Annotated in this window: 16 protein-coding genes, 1 tRNA gene and 1 other RNA gene; 5 read left to right on the forward strand and 13 right to left on the reverse strand. The window is 51.6% G+C overall.

Annotated elements, in window-relative coordinates; genetic code table 11:
• Positions 1-307: 307 nt before the first annotated feature.
• The 4 genes from DW47_RS0103075 to eptB form a co-directional block, all read right to left on the reverse strand.
• Complete coding sequence (locus DW47_RS0103075; protein ID WP_029684878.1) at positions 308-2,305, reverse strand: EAL domain-containing protein; 1,998 nt, start codon at positions 2,303-2,305, stop codon at positions 308-310.
• Between the two features lie 206 nt (positions 2,306-2,511).
• Positions 2,512-2,624, reverse strand: a non-coding RNA gene (locus DW47_RS16835) — RtT sRNA.
• Positions 2,625-2,656: 32 nt separating this feature from the next.
• Positions 2,657-2,733: transfer RNA gene (locus tag DW47_RS0103080), tRNA-Pro, on the reverse strand.
• A gap of 125 nt (positions 2,734-2,858) precedes the next feature.
• Entirely contained in the window at positions 2,859-4,532 is a 1,674-nt protein-coding gene (gene eptB, locus DW47_RS0103090) for a kdo(2)-lipid A phosphoethanolamine 7''-transferase (RefSeq protein ID WP_029684879.1), read from the reverse strand.
• A 227-nt stretch (positions 4,533-4,759) separates the two neighbouring features.
• Between eptB and DW47_RS0103095 the strand changes: the two genes are divergently transcribed.
• The 3 genes from DW47_RS0103095 (at position 4,760) to DW47_RS0103105 (ending at position 6,719) form a co-directional block, all read left to right on the forward strand.
• Positions 4,760-5,395, forward strand: a complete 636-nt coding sequence (locus tag DW47_RS0103095; protein WP_071846603.1) for an HD domain-containing protein — start codon at positions 4,760-4,762, stop codon at positions 5,393-5,395.
• Between the two features lie 117 nt (positions 5,396-5,512).
• Positions 5,513-6,226 carry a DUF3053 family protein gene (locus DW47_RS0103100; RefSeq protein WP_029684881.1) on the forward strand — a complete coding sequence of 238 codons (714 nt, stop codon included), beginning with the start codon at positions 5,513-5,515 and terminating at the stop codon, positions 6,224-6,226.
• Between the two features lie 130 nt (positions 6,227-6,356).
• Complete coding sequence (locus DW47_RS0103105) at positions 6,357-6,719, forward strand: YibL family ribosome-associated protein (protein ID WP_029684882.1); 363 nt, start codon at positions 6,357-6,359, stop codon at positions 6,717-6,719.
• A gap of 16 nt (positions 6,720-6,735) precedes the next feature.
• Here the strand turns inward: DW47_RS0103105 and DW47_RS0103110 are convergent, their stop codons facing one another.
• The 3 genes from DW47_RS0103110 to DW47_RS0103120 form a co-directional block, all read right to left on the reverse strand.
• Positions 6,736-7,674 carry a VirK/YbjX family protein gene (locus tag DW47_RS0103110; protein WP_051150810.1) on the reverse strand — a complete coding sequence of 313 codons (939 nt, stop codon included), beginning with the start codon at positions 7,672-7,674 and terminating at the stop codon, positions 6,736-6,738.
• Positions 7,675-7,860: 186 nt separating this feature from the next.
• A complete protein-coding gene (sodA, locus tag DW47_RS0103115) occupies positions 7,861-8,478 on the reverse strand; it encodes a superoxide dismutase [Mn] (RefSeq protein WP_038027078.1) in 618 nt (205 codons plus the stop codon).
• Between the two features lie 193 nt (positions 8,479-8,671).
• Positions 8,672-10,012, reverse strand: a complete 1,341-nt coding sequence (locus tag DW47_RS0103120) for an aspartate aminotransferase family protein (RefSeq protein ID WP_029684885.1) — start codon at positions 10,010-10,012, stop codon at positions 8,672-8,674.
• Positions 10,013-10,197: 185 nt separating this feature from the next.
• Here DW47_RS0103120 and DW47_RS0103125 point away from each other — a divergent pair, with 185 nt between their 5' ends.
• Positions 10,198-10,974 (forward strand): DeoR/GlpR family DNA-binding transcription regulator, encoded by a 777-nt coding sequence (locus DW47_RS0103125; protein ID WP_029684886.1) that lies wholly within the window; start codon positions 10,198-10,200, stop codon positions 10,972-10,974.
• On the opposite strand, the gene fdhD is transcribed toward DW47_RS0103125, so the two are convergent.
• The 6 genes from fdhD to DW47_RS0103155 all read right to left on the reverse strand — a co-directional run bounded on the left by fdhD (position 10,956) and on the right by DW47_RS0103155 (position 17,154).
• Positions 10,956-11,810, reverse strand: coding sequence for a formate dehydrogenase accessory sulfurtransferase FdhD (fdhD, locus tag DW47_RS0103130; RefSeq protein WP_029684889.1), 855 nt, complete (start codon positions 11,808-11,810; stop codon positions 10,956-10,958). The two genes, DW47_RS0103125 and fdhD, sit on opposite strands and share 19 nt — an antisense overlap.
• A gap of 134 nt (positions 11,811-11,944) precedes the next feature.
• Positions 11,945-14,014 carry a glycine--tRNA ligase subunit beta gene (gene glyS / locus DW47_RS0103135; protein ID WP_029684890.1) on the reverse strand — a complete coding sequence of 690 codons (2,070 nt, stop codon included), beginning with the start codon at positions 14,012-14,014 and terminating at the stop codon, positions 11,945-11,947.
• A 9-nt stretch (positions 14,015-14,023) separates the two neighbouring features.
• Positions 14,024-14,935: a glycine--tRNA ligase subunit alpha gene (glyQ, locus tag DW47_RS0103140; protein WP_029684892.1), complete on the reverse strand. Its 912-nt coding sequence runs from the start codon at positions 14,933-14,935 to the stop codon at positions 14,024-14,026.
• Between the two features lie 128 nt (positions 14,936-15,063).
• A complete protein-coding gene (locus DW47_RS0103145) occupies positions 15,064-15,999 on the reverse strand; it encodes a GlxA family transcriptional regulator (protein WP_029684893.1) in 936 nt (311 codons plus the stop codon).
• Between the two features lie 30 nt (positions 16,000-16,029).
• Complete coding sequence (locus DW47_RS0103150) at positions 16,030-16,575, reverse strand: isochorismatase family protein (protein ID WP_338151546.1); 546 nt, start codon at positions 16,573-16,575, stop codon at positions 16,030-16,032.
• A 114-nt stretch (positions 16,576-16,689) separates the two neighbouring features.
• Positions 16,690-17,154, reverse strand: coding sequence for an OsmC family protein (locus DW47_RS0103155; RefSeq protein ID WP_029684895.1), 465 nt, complete (start codon positions 17,152-17,154; stop codon positions 16,690-16,692).
• Between the two features lie 490 nt (positions 17,155-17,644).
• On the opposite strand from DW47_RS0103155, the gene DW47_RS0103160 reads away from it, so the two are divergent.
• On the forward strand, positions 17,645-18,520 hold the full coding sequence (locus DW47_RS0103160; RefSeq protein WP_029684896.1) for an SDR family oxidoreductase: 876 nt from the start codon (positions 17,645-17,647) through the stop codon (positions 18,518-18,520).
• Positions 18,521-18,582: the final 62 nt, after the last annotated feature.

Consider the following 18,582-nt stretch of genomic DNA (forward strand, 5'->3'; position numbering starts at 1 on the left):
ATCGTTATTTCATGGTGATGTGCATTTTTCAGCGCAGACCGAATCTGTTTTTAATAGATCATTGTAAATTCGACCGCGGAAAAAGCGGAAAGTCGCATTAATGAATTAAAAAAATCATTAAATTTTGGGCGCTATTATCCAAATGTCCGGCAATGCGGCAAGGAAAAAGCCACTATTGAGGTAAAATGTTGCAGAATTCTAGGAAATAGCGTGATAACCCAGCAAAAAACGCTAATTCTGCATAAAAATTACCGCCCCCTACGTAGTCAGAGAGCACCGCTACCGGTAACCGGTAGCGGTGAAGGGGTTAGTTCGCCATCTTAGGCAGCCACTGCTGGTTAAACTGCTGCTCTGATAACGCAGGAGAATAGAGAAATCCTTGAGCGATATGAATGCCACGGGCAATCAGCCAGTCTCGCTGCTCTTCCGTTTCCACGCCTTCGGCGACGACATCCAGTTTCATAATTCCAGCAATGGATGACACGACTCGCACCATGGTGTCATCAGCGGGCAGACCGCTCACAAAGCCTCGGTCCAATTTTAGGCGTCTGACCGGCAGCGAGCGGAACTGATGCAGATAGTTAAGGTTGGAATACCCCATTCCGAAGTCATCCAGCACCACCGAAACTCCGGTTTCCTCGATAGGCCGCAACAGCTCCATTGCCCGCTCAGTATCAGCAATCTGTGCCGTTTCAGTCAGTTCGAGCACAAAGGTGCCCGGAATAATCTTCAGGCTGCTTAACAGATTTTGTAGATGACTCACCATCGACGGGTCCTGCAATTGCAATGCGGAAGTGTTAACACTCAATGGCAGGGTAATCCCCCGAGACTGCCAAACGGATAGTATGCGACAAGCTTCCTCAAATACCCAACGGCCGATCTCCGGCATCACCCCAATATCTTCAGCCGTAGTGATAAATTCCTGCGGCAGGGTATAGCGACCATCTTCACGGCGGATACGCAATAACGCTTCGGCCCCCACCAACTCACCGCTGTTCATATCAACCTGGGGCTGAATATAGAGTGCATACTCTTTATTGTGGATCCCCTGCAGAATATCTTGGTACTGAGCCATGCGCTGCCTGGCTCGCTCCGTCATTTGCGGATCAAAAAACATGATCTGGTTAATGCCCTCTTGACTGGCTGAGTGCATCGCGGAGATCCCCCGCTCTAGGAGTTCGGTCGCATTGGCCTGCCCCTTTTCCATCCTTGCCAGACCGATGCTAACCGTCGGCCGTACCGGTACCTCTTGCAGGGTTAATACCTGCGTTAGTTCCTTCATCAGTTGTTCTGCATGACGCATCATCTGTAACGGCTGCGTCACGTCATAACAACACATCACAAACTCTGTGGCTGAAAGTTGCCCGGTGACGGATCCCTCGGCACTAAAACGACGGATCTTTCTGGCCATCAACATCTGAAAGGTTTCACTGCTTTTAGGCTGCAAGATATCTGGGACTAAACAGACCCGTACCACCATGACTGAAATCTGCCGATGTTTATTTTTTTGCGTAAGAAACTGTTCCAGCAATGCCAGAAACAGAGTGCGATTCGGCAAATCTGTCAGCCGGAAACGGGTATTGAGGCGCTCTACCTCATTATTGACGGAGGTCAGTAACGCCCGATCTTGATTAATGCTGCGCACCAGTACGCCGATTTCATCGTCATCATGCCCTGCCGGTAATATCAGCCGATCGCTACTGCCCGAAGCTGTACCGAAACTCTGTAACTGCTTACAGATATTACGCAACGGATGAACCATTAAACGGTTGATAAACCAGCTCACCGCAATCGACAACACCAGTGCCAGCAGCAGATAGGTCATGACCATGGTGGAAAAGGCACTACGGACAAACTGGTCATCACGCCCCGGCGAGGTCGTCAGCGTCAGCCAACCCAGCGGGGCAGCCCGGCCTTCCTCGGCCAGCGGATAGAGGGGCACCGTCACTTTTACCGGCAGACAAAATAGCCACGAGCGCCACGCTGGCATCGGCGGGTCATTACTGAAATTTACTTGCAACAGATTCTGGTATGCCGGTGAGGCTATAACTGCCTGGCCGAGAATACCGACAGGCCGTAGCCGGCTCAGTATCCGTTGCGTAGCGGGCAAATCGCCATTAAGCACCGCCATCGACAGTGGCGCGCGTACCGAACCGGCAATACTTTCCAGTTGTTGGACATACTCCACCCGGCGTTGCTGGACGGAATGAAACATTTGTAGCAGCACAAAGATACAAATAACCCAAACCGCTACCGCGGAGACCATCGTCATCTGTTTTAGAGTAAGTGAACGCTGAACTCGCAAGAGATTCTCCGGAGAGTATGTCATTAAATTAGGTTGAGTATATCGCAAGACACCTTATCTGTTATTGATGATTACGCCTACCTTTCAAGGATTAGGATGAAATCTGATAGATAATGGCGTTGTTTTTAACCAACCCATTATCCAAAACGACCAAGGTCACTTTCTACAGGCGTAAAAAAACCCGCCGTAGCGGGTTTCTTTGAAGATGGTCGGCGAGAGAGGATGATGCCCCTTCGGGCCGTCGCTGCGCGACGTTGTCTCACTTCGTTCGGCTCAAACCTCCTTCGGAGGTTCTCATCCTCTATTTACTCTAGGCGTAAAAAAACCCGCCGTAGCGGGTTTCTTTGAAGATGGTCGGCGAGAGAGGATTCGAACCTCCGACCCACTGGTCCCAAACCAGTTGCGCTACCAAGCTGCGCTACTCGCCGATGGGGGCGAATATTACTGCTGCCCCTGGGTATCGTCAACCGCTTTTTCACAAACCCGCAAGCGTTTGTTTAAAAAGTCAGCATGACGGATACCTGCTAACCACTGGCGGTGCATTTTTGCCCGATCACTCGGTTTTCACGCTGGAAGGTGCCTGACACCAGTTATTTTTCGGGTTGATGCCTCCATCGGGTGACGTATAACCAATACACCCCAAAATAGAGTCATAAAGATCAGTATGACGATGAGTTACGCCAGCCTTTGCCTGCTGCTGTAACAGAGCGAAGCGCTGACGGTTACCGTCATCGGCCAGATAGTTATCCGAAGCCCATACCAGCATCGGGACCCGGAATTGCTCAGCCGGGGCCATCTCACGCGGGGTACCGTGGAAATGGGTATTCTCACTGATCGACTCTCCGTGATCCGCCACATAGAACACAATCGCTTTCTTATCCCGCAATTTATCCAGCACATTATCCAGCATGTAATCGACATAACGTACCGAGTTATCGTAAGCGTTAATCAGTTGATCTTTCGTACAGAAATCATCTACCCCGATACATTCCGGCGTAAAGTGAGCAAAATTGCGAGGATAGCGCTGTGAATAGAGATAATGCGAACCTTTGGTGTGCAGGATCACTAAATGCTTTCCTTGCGGGTGGGCAGCAATCGACTGTCGTAGTTTCGGGATCAACAGCATATCGTCTACCGGTTTGCCGGTATTTTCAGGCTCTGAACCGATCTGCTCACGAAACGCCATGGTATTCACATCCGTCAGGCCATAGAACCACACCTCACTCTGCATGGCATACAGGTCAGAGCTAAAGCCTAACTGATGCATAACCGCAAAAACATTCTGTTCTTTCAGCGTTCTTCCGGCATCGTTTACGACCCCACCTTCACGAACAAACATACAGCGTAGTGAAAGTTTGGTAGCGGTGTCACAGGACTGCCCCTTAAATGCTACCAGATTTTTCTCTTTACTGAGTAATGGTGTGGTATCACGGGAATAACCTAGCAGGCCCATATGATCCCAACGGGTCGTCTCACCGATCACAAAGACCACATAGGTATCCTCCAGCCCTTTTGGCGGCTGATAGGTGAAATGGCTGACCGGATCATACAGATGTCCGCCAGTCATGCTTTCGTCAAGTTTCGACCACGCAAATAGTCCCGTAGCGGTTAACCAGTTAACCGGCAGATAAGAGTGTGCGACTACCCCACCATAGCTGGGTAGATCCACATTGGCACTGTAATCCTGCTTTTTATGCTGTTTATCAAGGTAGCGCATCGGCAACCACACCAGCGCCACACAAATCAGTACTTCGGCCAGTGCCCGCAAGCGTCTGCCGCGGCCACTCAGTCTGTCCTGAAGACGGGTGATCCAGATAAGGCCCAGAGGGATAAGGCTCACCAGTACCAGCCACAGATAGAAATAGTCTCCCACCACTTCTTTAGACAGATCAGTGTCGGTGGTCAGGACTGAGGCAATGATGCCGTAGCCAATCACCACATTGAACACCATCATATAGTAGGCAGAAGCCACTGAGATCAGCACCAACAGGCTAGCGGCGATCCGAAAAAACAGCCGACCACCCAGAGACAGTAAACGGAATAACAGGAAACAAATCAGTACTGCAGCAAACACTTCAGTGATGACAGAACACCAATGTAACCAAGAGTAAGAGGCTTCCGGTCCGGAGAACCGCCGAGCGAATACAGGTAGATTAAGAAAAATACCAATATAAACCGCCAGAAACAGAGACAAATAACCCTGCCTCATATTTTGTATTTTATGCATTAAACAACCCTAAGACTTTAAAATATGCCAGCACTCTCCTCTCAGAGTACGAATCACCCCACGAGTTCGACACATTTCAAAATAATCAGCAATAAAAAGAATACTTCAGAAAAATCACGAAAATATTAGCAATATACACAGATAGCGGCAGGAATGCGTGCTCAGACTTGCAGGAGACGCTCAATCCCTTCTATAGTCACTACAGGTTTACGGGTAAGAGGTGTACGATGCCAAGTCCATTGGAGAAGAAAGCTTCACAGTTTGCCCATGATGCACATGCACAGATCGATCAGCGCCGGAAATATACGGGCCAGCCCTACATCGTCCATCCTCAAGCGGTGGTAGAACTGGTACGCAATGTCAGTACAGATGACAGTCTACTGGCCGCAGCTTGGTTACATGACACCTTAGAAGATACGCCCACGACATTTCGCCAGCTTTACCGGTTGTTCGGTAAAGAGGTGGCCCTATTGGTCAGTATGCTCACCAATCCCCCGGCCCGTGAACAGGACGGTAGATTGCAACGTAAACAGCGTCAGTTACATCATTACCTTCATGCCTCGCCACAGGCTCAGACGATAAAACTTGCGGATATCATTGATAATACCCGCGATGTCGTCGACAATGACCCTGACTTTGCACGGCAATATCTGGTAGAAAAACTGATTCAAATCGACTTACTGCGCGACGGTGATCCGCAGTTATGGGCCTTGGCAGAGGACCAGATCCGTCAGCAAATCAGCCGCCTGTGCCAGCCCCCTTTCAATCAATCCACCGCTGGATTCCGCCACCTAACCGAACAGTACATGACAGCCAAACTGAAAGACTGTCTGCCAACCCGGCATTATTACGTGGAAAAATGATATCACCCACGGTTTTCTCTGTGTTTGCCCGTTGGCGAGCCCGTGGGTTTGCACTATCCTTGGGGATCTCTCTGCTTGTAAACTTACAAGTTGTCGAATAACAGGAGTAGGTTCCTTATGACATCAGGCATTTTCCGTGTTGCAAAGCAGTCTGGATTTCTGCTGGCAACAGTATTGATGGTATTTCAGCTCAGCGGTTGTGGTGACAAACAAGCAGAGCAGGCGCAAGCTTTCGGTAACTTTCTACAGAATACCGTGATGCGCACCAACGGCCAGCTGCCAACGCTCAGCGAAAATCAGAAAAAGAGCTTTGGTAATTTTGCCGGGGATTACGCCATCCTCTATGGCTTCTCACAACAATTGAACCGTGCCATCAATGATGGTGTGCGCCCGGTGACGGATGAGTTAGCCACCATCAAAGTGCCGGCAGATTATCAGTCTCAACGTGACACGTTACGCCAAGCTTCCAGTGCCCTAAATGTGGTTACCCAGCAGGTGGAAAATGCCCGTAATTTAGCCGATAGCAGCCGTACTTCACTAAAATTACCTGCAGATTTACAAAAGACCTATGATGCCGCCTACCAGCATGCGGTCACCGATCCGGCGCAACAGATATTACCTTTATTACCTCAGTTACAGACTCTGACCAGTGCAGTGATCAGTACCGGTGATTTCTTACAATCTCAGAGCAATACCGTCAGCTTCAATAACAATAGCGTCCAATTCCCGACCCAGGATTTGGTGAAACAATACAATGATCTGGTCAATCAGATTGCCACTGCAGCTCCGGTACTTAGCCAGTTGCAACCCTTACTGGCCAATACCCAATAATCTAGGCCACTCTGCGGGTTCACCCGCAGAGTTTCCGACAGCACCTGTTGTCGGTAAAGAATATTGCCGCAGATCTGTCTGCCCGCTGGGGTTTTCGTGTATCCTTGCCCGCTGTCCAAAGGAGTCGATGATGAAACAACCAGAACAAGCCGAGATTAAGCGTCTCAGCGACCAGCTTGATGCCCTAAACCATAAAACCCAACCGTTGATTGAAGCCGGTGATATGGAAAAACTGGGAGACGTCCAGAAAGAAAAACTCAAGCTAGAAGAGGAAATTAAGCGGTTACGCGGTGTCCGTGAGGAAAAGCTGAGTACCGAAGCGCGTAAATTACAGAAGCTGACCTTCAGCCGAGCCATCACCAAAAAAGAGCAAGCCAACCTCGGCGCGTTGAAAAAAACCGTTCGCGGGATTGTGATTGTTCACCCGATGACCGCTCTCGGCCGTGAAATGGAGCTCACTGACGTAACCGGCTTTGCTAAGAAAGCATTCTGACCGGTCACCTGTCCGCTCACCGTGTACCGGCGTCCTCACCCACAGCGGTATCAAACTGCTGTGCTAAGTTATCCAACAACTGATAACGACGCCGGTATTCTGCCCGTTTCTTACTGACCACTTCTTCCAGTGGCTTACGGGTCAGCTGTAAAGGCAATTCAAAAAGCCCCTGTGTATTGCTCACCCCGCCAAGGCTTTCCCAAAAATCACGGTAACTGGCAAAGAATTTAGCCTGTTTACTGCGACGATATCTCAAGCTACGGAATACATGGGTTTCCTCACTCACTGCGAGGATCTGCGGCATCCCACAGGCTGAAGCTAGCATCATTACCACATCCATCAGCAAACGCTTGGGAAACAGGCCATAGGCGGCACGGGTCGCTTCACGGATCAATGTATTGGCATCATCGTGACCCGGTCCCTGCAGACCACCGATCATCATGCCGACTGGCGTCAGCACAAAGGTCACCGTCGCCACCGATTGTTGCTGATAACTGAGACAGATCGTCGCCTCACCTTCTCGATCAAACCGGGCCGGACCATAACTAAACTGAAAGCTGCTGTCATTGGCACCACTGAGTGTCAGCCAAGGCGTCAAAGACGTCTGACTAAACAGTTGTCGCAATGTGGGTGATTGCACTGCAGCAATGAACTGATAATGTCCAAGGATCGTTAATGCACGCTGACGCAACGTAAAACCCGCACTCAGATAAGGGCGGTGAATTTTTGCCGGTAACAGACCCTGTTGATCCATCAGCCGTGGAAAGGCTTCCAACTGGGTCAGCGCCTGTAAATAGTCAAAACTGACTTTAGGGTAGCAGCAACAGCGCAGTAGGAATTTCAGAGCGAAACGTTTTTTACCCCAGGCTAGACCAGGGTGGGTTCTTCCTCGGATCACTGACCATAACAGTGAACCATGAGAGGTTTGAGAAGGTATAGGAAGTAAGGTTGTCACATAGCCGCCTGGGTGTAGTAAACAGACCTCAGAGCATATCGGCTGTGACTTCAACGAAGATTCAATCGAGGGTGAAACATTAATACTGCTGATGAGAATTCACCAGTGGTTGAGGCTAAGTTTAGGTTCATAGCAAAAAAAAACCGACAGCCAAGGCTGCCGGTTCATCACTGAAATAGTCAGGGATTATTTTGCAGACGCAAAACGGGCCGCAGCCTCATCCCAGTTAACCACGTTCCAGAACGCTTTGATGTAATCAGGACGTTTGTTCTGGAATTTCAGGTAGTAAGCATGTTCCCACACATCCAGACCCAGGATAGGGAAACCGGATGCTCCGGAGATCGCTTCACCCATCAGCGGGCTGTCCTGGTTAGCGGTAGAGACCACTGCCAGTTTATCGCCTTTTTTGACCAGCCACGCCCAGCCAGAACCGAAACGGGTAGCCGCGGCTTTTTCGAATTCTTCTTTGAACTTCTCCACGCTACCGAAATCTTTTTCGATAGCCGCTTTCAGTTCACCCTGCAGCGTAGTGCCGGTTTTCAGGCCTTTCCAGAACAGGCTGTGGTTAGCGTGCCCGCCTGCGTTGTTACGCAGTGCAGTTTTCTTCTCAGCAGGAACCTGATCCAGTTTAGTGATTAATTCTTCAACCGGCAGAGAAGCAAACTCAGTTCCTTCCAGCGCCGCATTGGCGTTATTAACATAAGCTTGGTGATGTTTAGTGTGATGGATTTCCATCGTTTCCTTATCAAAGTGCGGCTCAAGCGCATCGTAAGCATAAGGCAGGGATGGTAGTGAATAACTCATGTTCAACCTCTCCATTCTGATTTAAGGACAACATATCTCAAAGGACACGCTGTATAAGCACTGACTCCATTATAGTTAAATAATTGATCGGGAAAAGGAGAATCAGTCTCGATAATGGGGTAACGGTCTGTTTTTCTGACAAAAAAAACTGCTGAACTTAGAAGAATTCAGCAGTTTTAGACAAATTTGGGGATCAGTAGCCCAGTTCAGTCAGTGATTTATCCAGCGCACCGACCAACCAATCTATATCGGCCACTTGGAACGCGAGCGGCGGACGCAATTTCAGGACGTTACCGTAAGGTCCGGCCACAGAGGTTAATACGCGGTGCTCACGCAGACGTTCAATCAGATTCAGTGCCAGTTCTTTATCCGGCGTCTTGGTTTCGCGATCTTTGACCAGTTCAAAACCAATAAACAGCCCTGCACCACGGATATCACCAATACATTCGTGACGATCCATCAGTTTACGCAATTCGCCGAGTAACTGTGCACCGACTACACGGCTATGTTCTTGCAGTTTCTCTTCTTCGATGACTTTCAGTACTGCCTGCGCCGCCGCCATAGCAACTGGGTTCCCCCCAAAAGTATTGAAGTAAGGAATATCATCACTGAATGTCGCCAAGACATCACTTTTAGCCAGCAGGCCCGAAACCGGGATACCGTTACCCATCGGTTTACCAGTAGTAATGATATCCGGCACTACGCCGTGGCGGCCAAAGCCCCAGAAACTGTCACCGGTACGGGCAAAGCCTGGCTGAACCTCATCCGCAATGAAAATCCCACCGTTTTTATGGACGACATCCACGGCCTGTTTGAGGAAACCTGGAGGATTCGGTAATACCCCGTCCGACGAGAAGATGGAATCGGCCAAGAAGCCGGCGAACTTAATGCCATGTGCCGCCATATCATCGATCTGGCGCTGAATTTCCGCCGCAAACCATGCGCCTAAATCCGGCGCATCAACACGATAATCATCCGGCGGTGATACCAGACGGGTCGTCGCTGCCAGTGGCTGGCCACTGCCCAGTGCGGGAGAGGCGCCAGAGGTCAGATCACTGGTACCGTGATAGGCTTCTTTGGTGACGATAATACCGGTACCGCCGCTAAAAGAGCGTGCCACACGGATCGCCAAGTCATTGGCTTCTGAGCCCGTACACATATACATGGCTTTATTGATCTCTGCTGGAGCCGTCGCCAGTAAAGATTCACTGTAATCGAGAATAGTTTCATGCAGATAACGGGTGTGGGTATTCAGCATTTTCATCTGCTGAGTCACCGCCTCAATCACTGCCGGGTGACAATGTCCGATACTGGCCACATTGTTATACACATCCAGATATTTATCACCGTTAGCATCCCACAGATACTGGCCCTCGCCGCGTACCAGATGCACTGGTTTTCGATAAAACAAGCGATAGGAATCGCCGAGCACCTGGCTGCGCTTTTCCGTCAGACTACGGGTATCCGCATCCAGTCCAGAGGCATGCTCAGCACGGAAGCTGTTGGTATCCATGATGGTAGAACGAGTGGCCATACTTACTCCTGTCACAATAATCAGCGGGCATACGGGGTTCAATACTGTCTGGCTCCATCATGGCGTATTTTCAGAAAAATGCAACTAAATACACAAAAGCAATAAAATACACACACCAGACTCCCATACTGCGCTACACTGCAACAACTGTTATTATCCGCCGCCGGTTTTATTGAGGATGTTTTATGTTGCAGGAAACGCGATTACACCGAATTCGTTCATTGATCAGCACCCATCATCAGGTCAGTACTGAGCGTATCATCAAAGAACTGGGTGTCTCCCGTGAAACCGCGCGCCGTGACATTATTGCTCTGGAACAACAAGGCGTTGCCCGGCGGGTACACGGCGGCATTGTCGCCATTGAAGCCCCCGCAGAACTGCCGTTACCCCTGCGCTATGCGGCACAGGAAAAAGAAAAACGCGCCATTGCCCGCTGTGCCGTTGCACAACTGCATGCCGGTCAAACCCTGTTCCTGGATTCCGGCAGTACTACCACCCTACTGGCTCAGGAACTGCGGACCATGTCCGGCCTGACCATTATTACCAACAGCCTACAGGCGGCGCTGGCACTCACTGCCAGTGAAAATGACAGCCAACTCAGTCATGACGTGATCTTATTGGGTGGCAGTATGTCTGCAGGCACACAGCAAACTCAGGGCGGAAATACTGTTAATGAAATCCACCGCTATCAGGCCGATGTCGCTCTGCTGTCTCCGGTGGGGGTTGATGCAACCAATGGGGCCAGCAGTTTTTCACCAGCTGAAGCGGCCATTGCCGCGGCTATGGCGCATCAGGCCAGACAACTTATTCTGTTGGCGGACAGCAGCAAACTCGGGATCACCAGTCGCTACTGCTATGCCCGCCCCGCTGACATTCAGCTGTTGATTTCAGATAGCCAAGCATCACAACATCCGGCTTGGTCAGCGCTCACTCGCCAGCTCGATCAGGTGATTGTGGCCTGAGAAAGCCGTTGCGGGTGGGTATAGATGATCCCTTTACCGGGTTTACTGAAACCCACTAACGTCAGGCCACAGCGCTCTGCCACGCTGACCGCCAACGCGGTCGCCGCAGAGACGGCAAACAGGATCTCTACGCCGCAGGCCGCCGCTTTTTGGACCATCTCATAGCTTGCGCGGCTAGAGACCACCACCGCTCCCCTTTGCCACTGCTGCTGACTGCGACAGCCTAGCAGTTTATCCAGTGCCACGTGCCGCCCCACATCCTCACAGCCATGTAGCAGTTCACCGGAGGCTGACATCCAAGCCGCCACATGAGTGCAACCCGTCTGGCGGCCAATCGGCTGAAAATCACTGAGTGCCGCTAAGCCACGATCGAGATGTTGCAGATCAAAGTGCTGACTAAAGGGTAATGGTGCCAGCGGTTTAGCGATTTGTTCTAGCTGTTCGACCCCGCACACACCGCAACCGGTGCGTCCAGCCATAGCACGGCGCTGATCTTTCAATGCCATAAAACGCCGTGATGAGAGTTCTATCTGTACCTCTATCCCGTCACAGCTGGCCGCAACCTCCATCCCGTAAATTTCCGTAGCAGAGGCAATAATTCCTTCCGATAACGAGAAACCGAGGGCAAAAGCCTCCAGATCGCGCGGTGTTGCCATCATCACTACGTGAGAAATGCCGTTATACACCAAGGCCACCGGCACTTCTTCGGCCAGCATATCATCCTGAGGTTGGACACCCTGTGCCCCTTGCAGAGACTGGCGAGTCCATACCGGCAGGTGTACCAAACCAGGACGCCCTGTGGAGTCATTATCATTATCAAGATCAGAAAATTTCATTACCTCAGCACCGCGTAAATCGCTCAGGAAAACGGTTTTAGCACAGAACCGGAGCCGAGTGTTAACCTCTACGAGCGAACGCCAGCCATAAAAAAAGCGAGCCGAAGGCTCGCTTTTCATCGATCACTGACCGGTTACTGCAACAGAGAAATGTCCGCAACCTGCAGGAATAGCTCGCGTAACTTCGCCAGCAACGTCAGACGGTTGATACGCACCGCTTTATCTTCGGCATTAACCATGACATCACCAAAGAAGTTATCCACGGCTTCACGCAATTCCGCCAGTTCGTTCAACGCTTCCTGATAACGGCCTTCGGCAAAGTAAGGCTGCAATTTGCTGGTCAGCGCACTGACATAGGTCGCCAGAGTAATTTCCGCATTCTCTTTCAGCAGAGAGGCCTGCACGCTGTCATTCAGTGGCTCATCCGATTTCGCCAGAATATTTGACACACGTTTGTTGGCTGCCGCCAACGCCGCCGACTGCTCCAGGGTACGGAAGTGAGAGACCGCGCGCATACGAGCATCGAAATCTGCCGGACGGGTCGGACGACGCGCCAGAACCGCTTGCAGCGTATCGATGGCATAGCCCTCTTCTTGATACCAACTGCGGAAACGGCCCAGCATAAAGTCGATCACATCCTCGACCACATTGGCGTTAGTCAGCTTGTCGCCATACAGACGCACCGCTTCTTCCGTCAGCGTTTGCAGGTCCAGATCCAGCTGTTTACCGACGATAATACGCAGCACACCCAGCGCCGCACGACGCAGGGCGAACGGGTCTTTATCCCCTTTAGGATGCTGACCGATACCGAAGATCCCCGCCAGGGTATCCATTTTATCGGCAATCGCCAGCGCACAGGAAACCCCACCTTCCGGTAGTGCATCGCCAGAGAAGCGTGGCTGATACTGCTCATTCAGGGCAACCGCTACATCTTCAGCCTCACCATCATGGCGCGCATAGTGCATGCCCATCACACCTTGGGTGTCGGTGAATTCGAACACCATGTTCGTCATCAGATCACATTTTGACAGCAATCCGGCACGCGTTGCATGGTTGACGTCGGCACCAATCTTCGCCGCAATCCAGCCCGCTAAGGCCTGAATACGATCGGTTTTATCGCGCAGCGTCCCCAACTGTTTCTGAAACAGCACGGTTTCTAGACGTGGCAACTGATCTTCCAAGCGCTGTTTACGGTCGCTATTAAAGAAAAACTCAGCATCCGCCAGACGTGGACGCACCACTTTCTCGTTACCAGAAATAATCTGCTGTGGGTCGGAGGATTCGACATTGGCCACAAAGATAAAGTTTGGCAGTAACTGACCGTCGCTGCCGTATACCGGAAAGTATTTCTGGTCACCTTTCATGGTGTATACCAGGGCTTCCGCAGGTACTTTCAAGAATTTTTCTTCGAAAGTAGCCGTCAGAACAACCGGCCATTCTACCAGCGAGGTCACTTCTTCCAGCAGGCTATCGTTCAGGTCAGCGGTACCGCCCAGGGTCTGTGCCGCAGCTTCGGCACCCGCTTTAATCGCCGCTTTACGAGCTTGGTAATCGGCCATCACTTTGCCGCGTTCCAGTAAGACCTGCGGATACTGATCAGCATGCTCAAGGGTGAATTCCGCTTCACCCATAAAGCGGTGTCCACGGATCACACGATCGGAGGTAACTCCCAGGATCGTCGCTGGGATCAGTTCATCCCCCAGCAGCAGGGTCACTGTGTGTACCGGACGCACAAATTGGACATCACTGTCAGCCCAGCGCATCAGTTTAGGTACCGGCAATTTGCTCAGGACACCGGCCACCATCTCCGGCAGCAAAGATACCGCGCTTTCGCCTTTCATTTGCGCACGGTACAGCAGCCACTCGCCTTTATCGGTGGTCAGACGTTCAGCCTGATCAACAGTAATTCCGTTACCGCGCGCCCAGCCTTCGGCCGCTTTGGTCGGTTTACCGTCAGCATCAAAGGCTGCCGCAATCGCCGGTCCGCGTTTCTCGACTTCGCGATCCGCCTGGGCGGTGCTCAGTGCCGCCACTTTGACGGCCAGACGGCGCGGCGCGGCGAACCACTCCACGTCACCATGGGCCAGACCGGCATTATCCAGTTCGGTAGTCAGTTGACTGGCAAAAGACTCTGCCAGTTGACGCAAGGCTTTTGGTGGCAGCTCTTCGGTGCCGATTTCCACCAGAAAGGTTTTTTCAGTCATCGCTGCCTCTTATTTTTTGTTATTGCACATCGGGAAGCCCAAGGCTTCACGGGAAGCATAGTAGGCTTCGGCTACGGCTTTGGTCAGGGTACGGATCCGCAGGATATAGCGCTGACGTTCAGTCACAGAGATCGCTTTACGGGCATCCAGCAGGTTAAAACTGTGTGCCGCTTTCAAAATACGTTCGTAAGCCGGCAGTGGCAGAGGTTTTTCCAGTGCCAGCAGGGTCTGTGCTTCTTTTTCATACTGTTCGAAGCAACTGAACAGGAAAGGCACATCCGCGTATTCAAAGTTGTAGGTCGACTGCTCCACTTCGTTCTGGTGGAACACATCCCCATACGTGGTTTTACCCAGCGCACCGTCGCTCCATACCAGATCGTAGACACTGTCCACACCCTGGATATACATCGCCAGACGCTCGAGACCATAGGTAATTTCACCGGTCACCGGTTTACACTCCATACCGCCGACCTGCTGGAAGTAGGTAAACTGCGTGACTTCCATACCGTTCAGCCACACTTCCCAGCCCAGCCCCCAGGCACCCAGCGTCGGGTTTTCCCAGTTATCTTCGACAAAGCGGATATCGTGTACACCCGGGTCAATACCCAGCGCCTGCAGGGAACCGAGATACAGTTCCTGCATGTTCTCCGGTGACGGTTTGATCATCACCTGGAACTGGTAATAGTGCTGCAGACGGTTCGGGTTTTCGCCGTAACGTCCGTCAGTCGGACGACGGGAAGGCTGCACGTATGCCGTGGCGACAGGCTCGGGGCCCAGTGCACGTAGGCAGGTCATAGGGTGCGAGGTCCCCGCACCGACTTCCATATCCAGTGGCTGGACAATGGTGCAGCCCTGTTGTGCCCAGTAATCCTGCAAGGTCAGGATCAGGCCCTGAAAGGTCTTGGTATCAAACTTTTGCATGTTGAGTTCGCACGCTATTTGGCCGGATGAAAAAAAGTGGCTGGTAGTATACCCCTTGACCGTCGGATGTGCAGCCGGAAATCAGCGTAACTGCTGCCTGCTCGGGAAAATCATCGTCAGCGTTGGGGTCAGTCATCCTCCTGCTGAGAGGCGAGCTGCGACAATGCCCGCCGATATTGCCTAGCAGAAGAGAAGCCCGCCGCCATGGCCGCTTTCTCTACCCCTTCGCCCTGCTGCAATCGCTGCCGGACAAGGGCCACTCTCAGTTGCCGATGAAAATAACCAACGCTGATCCCCAGATGCTGGGTAAACAATCGTGTCAAATGGCGGCTGCTGACATGTACCTGCCTAGCCAACTCAGCCAGCGGCCAGGATTGTTGTGGCTGCTGACTGATCAGGTCCTGGGCGCGATGCAGGGCAGGATGCAGATGATTACGGTATCTCAACCAAGGAGAGAGTTGTGGATCATCGCCGGAACGGCGGAACCACACCACCATTTCTCTGGCAACACTCAACGCTTGCTGCGGGCCACAAAAACGATTAATCAGATGCAGTGAAAGGTCAATACCGGTGGTGATCCCGGCACTGCTCCAGATACCGTTATCTTCCACAAAGATACGATTCGCCAGCACGTTGGCCCTTGGGGCGCAGGCCTGCAATCGCGCGATCACCTGATGATGAGTGGTACAGGCAATGCCGTCCAGTAGCCCCGCCTGTGCGGCCAGTAAGGCTCCGGCACAGATACAGACTAGGGTGATCTGCCGCTGGCGGATAGCCTGCTGCTGGCGAACCAGCCACGCTCTGGCAACCTGCGCCTGCGGGGTAGACAGTTGCTGTGCAGAGTTCTCCAACCCTGGAATAATCAGGATACTGCCTACTGGCAACACATCCGGTAGCGGTAAAATTCCGCTAAGTGTCATCTGCGTCGAACTGAGCACGCTCTCCTCGGGGCCGATATAATGTAATCGAGTCCCACTACCCACCAGACGGAGCGTCTCCGCCGGGCCAGTAATATCCAGCGCCATCACACCCGGCAAGGTCAGAAACCAGACAGAAAGTGTCATCCACAGGTGCCCTTAATAGATAGAATGAGGTTAACGCGAAGTCTCCAGCCGTTGTAGGCACTCTTCCACCGTACAGACCGTCGCAAAACGACCGTTGAGCACCATTTCCGTATGCCACCTCAACGTCTCCGCAGAACAACAGACCCCCTGCCAGTTCATGGCAAAGGTCAGCATCGCCTCAGAAACAAACAGCACCTTAAAGCCAAGGTCACTGGCCACCCTAGCGGTCGTTTCACAACATTGTTCGGTACGCAGACCACTGATGATCAATTGTTCCGTGTTGTGATCCCGTAACCACTCTAGCAGCGAAGAGTCTGTCAGGGCATTATGCACCCTTTTTCGCACCGTCACTGCCGCGTCATGGTTGAGAAAGGACATCCTTTTCACCCAACCAGAGGCCGGATCAAACGCCCCTGTCGACTCGTGGAATACGTCCACCACCGGGATCCCACGTTCGATACAGCCGCTAATTAATTGCGAGATACTGTGTTTAAACTGCGGGAAATCTTGCTCAGTCCAGTACTCTCTGTGTAAAAACGAGTCCTGAACATCGATCACGACTAACGCACTCTTCATTATTGTCTCTCCATCTACGAGGGGTGAAGACTCAGTATCGCGGAGCAGAAAGCGTCAGAGAATGCCAATTCAGGACAGGTCACTGCCTGGGACAGACCAGATCGACCATTGCCGTTATGGATGGATAAACGTTGGCACGTAGCTGACGGGGAAATTCACCGAACGGGCAATAAAACAGACCTCATGGATACGATCATGGAGCGCCAACGCCAGTGCTAAATCAGTATCTGGTGGTACGGTGATCAACGGCTGCAAGGTGGCCGATAAAAAGCGCCCAGCACCGCCCTTCAGGACTTCGCCAGTTCCTTGCGGACTGTCCTGATAGGCCAACACGGTAATACCAGCTTCCGACGCCAAGTGGAGATACCAAAGCATATGGCAGGCAGACAGTGACGACAGCAATAAATCCTCCGGATTCATTTTTCCACTGTCACCGCCAAGCAGAGGATCATTGGAACAGTGGATCACTGCTTTACCGGGCACGGCGATATCCCAAGTTCGGTCATAGGCGCGATAGGAAGAGGTACCGCTACCGCGGTTTCCGGTCCAAGCAATGGTGGCTGAGTAGGTATGTTGCATAGGTTGCTCCGCTGTGGCTGGCATCCGTTGATGCCGAGAAGACAAGTCTGCCATATCGGTTCGTGCGACACTGTCATATTCCTGCGCTTAATCGACCTCTCTCACTGCTGTAGAGGCATTTAGGATGGCAGAAAATGTTTCCGGATATTAAATTTTCCTATGTTTCACAAAAGGCCGTGAAGAATTTGTACATATTCATTCTTAAATTATCTCCGGTTTACCCCACCTGAAAGCAGTAAACAATAAGATAACCAGTATTTAACATCCTAATTTATAAAGAGTAATAAAGCTGCCCTGGATGCTGCCCTGTCGAACCTTAACTGATACGCGTAACATTTGAGCAGAATTTACCAGTTAGACAAGCCCAATGTCGCTTCTATACTTAAAGTGTTCTGAAGAAAACTAGCCGATAAATCACCGCAATGTCAGCCTGAAATACGGCGATTTCAACGACGATTTATCAACTTGGCGAACTTAAATGGAGGAAATTATGGTTCAGAAGACAACAATTCATGCTCAGTCACAGACCTTACCTGGCAGCGATGAAAAACTGGAGCCAGCAGCGATTTTTATCCGTGATGATTACAAAGGCAGCGATAAGCTGGCGGGTAAAGTGGCACTGGTAACCGGGGGTGACAGTGGTATCGGACGTTCAGTAGTACAACATTTTGCCCGTGAAGGTGCGGATATTGCGTTTACCTATCTTCCTGACAGTGAAGAAGAAGCGCAAGATGCGAAAATTGCGCAGCAACTGGCTGAAAAAGAAGGCCGTAAATGTGTGGCCTATCCGGTGGATCTGCGCAGTGCCGACAGCTGCCGCGACCTGATTGATAAAGTGGTCAAAGAGTTCGGTAAACTCAATATCCTTGTCAACAATGCCGGCACCCAATACCCGAACGAAGATATCACTACCCTCAGTGATGAGCAGTGGTTGAACACGTTTGACGTCAATATTCATCCGGTGTTCTTCCTAAGCAAAGCTGCCCTGCCGCATCTGAAAGAAGATGATTGCATCATCAATACCACCTCGGTAAATGCCTATATCGGACCGCAAATCCTGCTGGATTATACCGCCACCAAAGGGGCGATTGTCAGCTTTACCCGTGCACTGTCTAACCAGATTGCCGCAAAAGGTATCCGTGTCAACGCCGTGGCCCCAGGTCCGGTATGGACACCGCTGCAGCCGGCGACCCTGGGACATCACAACCCGCAATGGCTGGAAGATTTCGGCCACGAAACACCGATGGGTCGCGCCGGTCAGCCTTCTGAACTGGGTCCCGTTTACGTGTTCCTGGCAAGTCTCGACTCGTCTTTTATCAGCGGTCAGGTTCTGCACCCTAACGGTGGGACCATGGTCGGCGGTTAATTCCGCACCCTGTCTTTCCGTGCCGGCAGCGTCCGCCGCTGGCACGCTCTTACGCTAAGTAT

It is taken from the genome of Tatumella saanichensis (assembly GCF_000439375.1).
Classification (GTDB): Bacteria; Pseudomonadota; Gammaproteobacteria; order Enterobacterales; family Enterobacteriaceae; genus Tatumella; species Tatumella saanichensis.